Source organism: Nguyenibacter vanlangensis, from assembly GCF_013376155.1.
GTDB lineage: Bacteria > Pseudomonadota > Alphaproteobacteria > Acetobacterales > Acetobacteraceae > Gluconacetobacter > Gluconacetobacter vanlangensis.
Map to the genome: position 1 here is coordinate 1 of NZ_JABXXP010000231.1, position 4,341 is coordinate 4,341.

3 protein-coding genes are annotated in these 4,341 nt (G+C 65.2%); all 3 read right to left on the reverse strand.

Annotated elements, in window-relative coordinates:
- The coding region (locus tag HUK84_RS11330; RefSeq protein WP_281362795.1) for a GTP-binding protein at nucleotides 1-397 on the reverse strand (397 nt) is incomplete at its 3' end.
- A 17-nt stretch (nucleotides 398-414) separates the two neighbouring features.
- Entirely contained in the window at nucleotides 415-1,899 is a 1,485-nt protein-coding gene (locus tag HUK84_RS11335) for an amidohydrolase family protein (protein WP_176640392.1), read from the reverse strand.
- 180 nt (nucleotides 1,900-2,079) lie between these two features.
- A partial coding sequence (locus HUK84_RS11340) for a TonB-dependent receptor (RefSeq protein ID WP_176640393.1) occupies nucleotides 2,080-4,341 on the reverse strand: 2,262 nt, incomplete at its 5' end.

The following is a 4,341-nucleotide window of genomic DNA, read 5'->3' on the forward strand; positions in this document are numbered from 1 at the left end:
TGTCGGCGGCCATGTCGGCGGCATCGGCGACGCAGACCACGGCCTCCAGCGCCGCGGCCCGCCAGATCACCGGGTCCAGCAGCGCATCGCGCACCGCGCCGATCCGCGACACGCCGCTGCATTCGACCAGCACGGCATCCGGCGGGTCCGGCCGCGACAGCACCACCCGGATCGACGCCAGCAGGTCGCCCTGCAGCGAACAGCAGACGCACCCGTTCTTCAGCGTGACGATCCGCTCGCCGGCCTGTTCGATCAGGTCGGAATCGATGGCCAGCGCCCCGAAATCATTCACCAGCACCGACAGGCGCAGCGGCGCGCACCGGTTGACGATGCGGTTGATCAGGCTGGTCTTTCCCGCCCCCAGAAAGCCGCCCACCACCACGACCGGAACCGCCATGGGGTACTCCCGGCGCGCTAATGCCGCCGCCCCCGGACGGGCCGTCCGGGGGCGGCATCGCGCCGCAGCGTCCCATCGTCGATCACCGGCTGGCCATTGACCAGCAGATGGCGCACGCCCTCCGACGGCCGGTTCAACGCCGCGAAATCGGCCCGGTCGCCGATCGTCCGGTCATCGAAGACGCACAGGTCGGCATCGCACCCTTCCTGCAACCGTCCCTTGCGCCGCATCGCGGGGGCGGCGGGCGCGACGATGCTGGCCGGCAGCCACGAACATTTGGCCATGGCCTCCATCAGCGACAGCATGCCGCGCTCGCGCATATAGACGCGCAGGAACCGGGCGAACGTGCCCGACGAACGCGGGTGCGACACCGCATCGGCGGGCAGGGGCCACGCATCGCCGCCATAGACCGTGCCGTCGGGCAGGGTCCAGGGCATGGCGTCCGATGCGATGATCCCGCCCGGATACAGCACCGACACGTCCAGCAGGTCCCGATGCCGCGCATCGCCCTCGACATCCAGGAAGTGCCACAGCACCAGGTTCTCGGGCCGCTCGGCCCGCGCCTGCAGCAATTCGGCGCGGCTGCCGATCCGCCGCCCGTCATCCAGCCGCTGCAGCGCGTCATAGCCGCGGCCGGTCCGCTCGGGAAAGGCCGGATCGGCGAAGAACGGCGCGCCGATCACCGTCGACGCCACCCCGTACGGATAGGCCTCCACCGTCACCTTCAGCCCCTGCGCCTGCGCGGTGCGTACCAGGTCCGCCGCGCGTTCGACATCCATCAGGCTGGTACTGTTGAAATGGCAGATATGCATGCGCGCGCCGGTCGACCCGGCATAGCCGATCAGCCGCGTATAGGCCTCGATCGAACTGCGCGGATCGATGTTCGACGCATAGGCGACATGGGTATAGGTCGGCACGTCGTACTCGGCCGCCAGGCTGCAGATCCGCGAAATCTCCTTCACCCCCGCGCCGGGGACATAGGCATTCGGGATGCCGATCCCCACGCCGCCTTCATCCAGCCCCCGCCGCACGCGCGACAGGATGTCCTCCAGCTCCGCATCGCCGGCCACGGTCTCGACCCAGCGCGGATCGTCCATGCAGCGCCCCATGAAGCTCAGCGACGGCTCCAGCGTCCGCCCGGTCATCGCCGCGATGCGCGCGAAGACCCAGCCGACCGACACGCCGTAATTCAGCACGCGGCCGCTGCTGTCCTGCGCGTCGTACCAGCCCGCCACCGGCAGGCTGCCGACCTCGCATTCCAGCGTGGTGGTCACGCCGTCGAACGCCTGCATCCGGTCCGCCGGGACCGATTGCCCATGGGCATGGATATCGATGAATCCGGGCGCCACGACCAGCCCCGTGGCGTCGATCTCGCGCAGGGCGGGCCCCGCGACGTCCCCCACCCGCATGATCGCGCCATTGCGGATCGCAACGTCGCCGATCGCATCCAGCCGCGTCTCGGGGTCGATCAGCCGTCCCCCCCGGATGATCAGGTCGTACATGCATCCTCCTCGCGCACCGCATGATGATTATGCCCCATGGATTCTCGTTCTTTTTTGAAAAAAGAACCAAAAAACTTTTGGACGTTAAGGAACCGCGGCATGCGCCCGGCAAAAAAACCCTTAACGAATAAAAGTCTTTTTGCTTCTTTTTCTTCAGAAAAAGAAGAAATACCCTACCTATCAGAAATCACACCCGAACCGCCCGCCGACAAAGCGGGGCTCGCCGGAAATCCCCATCAGCACGGTGGTCGCCGCCACCGGCACGACGTCGATATAATGCCGGTTCAGGATGTTCGACGCATAGGCGGTGACGAACCAGTGCCCGTTCCGCGGCCTGAGGGTGATGCTGCCGCCCATCAGGAAATAGGCCGGCACGACATAGACGCCGCTTCCGCGCGGCTGCAGGCTGTCCTGCAGGTCGCGATAGGAATAATTCCCCTCGAAGGTCAGCGTATAGCGGCGGAACACCGGCCGCGTCTCGTACGACACCTGTCCGTTCAGCGTCAGCTTGGGCATTCCCATGTCGGCGCCGTCATAATTGGTATAGACCGGGCTGTAGAAACCGGTCCTGGTAAAGTTCGCCGCCACGGCGGCCGAATTCACCTGCTGGTAATCGGTGTATTTGCCGCGCAGATAGCCGACGCTCTGCGACAGGGTCAGGCCGCGGACCGGATTGGCCTCGATCTGGACTTCCGTGCCCCACAACTGCGCATGCGGAATATTGATATAGGACCCATACGTCCCCGGCGCCCCCTCGGGGTTATAGGCCCCCAGCGCGCCCGGAATCACCAGGGTGCCCAGCATCTGCTTGTCGTGGTAATCGTCCCAGAACAGCGCGCCGTTCAGGCGCAGCCGCCGGCGAAAGAAATCGCTCTTGAATCCGACTTCATAGGCCAGCACCCATTCGGGCTTGAAAGGCTGGATCTGCACGTTCGCGACCGTCGTGTTGGTGGTAAAGCCCCCGGGCTTCACGCCGCGGGCTATATCGGCATACAGCAGCAGGTTCGGCCGGGCCTGCCAGGACAGGCCCACCTTGCCGGAAAACTGGTTGGTCAGCGCGCCATGGGTCGGAAACGGATTGGCGCTGGCGCAGGGCGCCGGATCGGCGCCGCAATGCGCCCTCTTGGTCGCCGAGGGCAGATAATAATATTGCGCGACCGTATCGCCGACCAGGCTGCGCGTATCCGACTGGTGCTGCAGCCCGAAGGTGAATTTGACCGTATGGGTAATGTGATAGTCCAGCGTCGCGAACTGGCTGAAATTCTCCTGCGGCTGGTTGTGGAAACTGTCGCGGATATAGCCTGCGGTATCGCTCATGTCGAACCAGTTCGCCCCGAAGGCGCGAGCCCGGTTATAGTACATCCCCGCAATCCACTCCAGCCGCCCGTCCAGCACCGGCCGCCCCTTCAGGCTGACCTCCTGCGAAAAGACGTTGCTGTTTCCGGCAAAGAAACTGTCCCCGGACCGAAAGGCCGACGCATCGCGATCGACATATTCATGCCGCTGCTGCTGGCTGAAATTGCCGATCGTCTGCAGCGTGGCCCAGCCCAGGTCGCGCGCCGCCTTCAGGGTAATCCCCCACGTCACGTCGTCATAGGACGGGATCGAATGGGGCGCGATGCCCACCAGCTTGGCAAAGGCGGGATTCAGGCTCCATCCCGTGGCATAGATGTTCCGGTCGCGCGGCATGTGGCTGACCGCGCTGAAATCATCCAGGATAAACCCGGCGGTGGCGTCGGATTCGTCCATCGACCAGTTCGCAATCAGGTCGATGTCGGTCTTCGCGTCGGGCTGCCAGGCCAGCCGGCCGCGCAGCGCCCCCAAATTGGCATTGCCGATCGATTGTCCGGTGACGCGGTTGAACCGATAGGCGCCGCCCTGCACGGTCTGGCCGGCAAGGCGATATTGCAAGCTGTTGGTGATCGGGCCCGAGACATAAAGCGTGGTCTTGCTCCTGTCCCGCGTCGCCAGGTCCTCCGACGCACCGTAATGCAGCGTCCTGGTCGGCGCGCGGCTTTCGATCCGCACTTCGCCGCCCGTATCGGCCATCCCGTGGGTAAAGCCCACCGGCCCGGGATCGACGCCGACAGTGGCGATGTCGAACATCTGCCCGCTGCTCATCGGCGACAGCGGATAGGCCACGCCGTCGAAATAGGTCATGACCGACGGCATGTTGTTCTGGGTATAATCCTCCAGCCCGATCCCGCGCAGATAGAATGACGGCGCGTTCGATCCGCTTTCCGTCTGGATCGTCAGGTTCGGCACCAGTTTCTGCAGATCCATGACAGTGTTGACATGGTGCGAGATCAGCGCCTCCTCGCTCAGCATCGTCGTCGATCCCGCCTGGTGCTGCTGCGCGTCGAAACCGAACCGGCTGGCATGGGCGACCACATCGATCGCTTCCGGACTGGCCGCCGCCGCGCGGCGCCGCGCCGGGCGGAC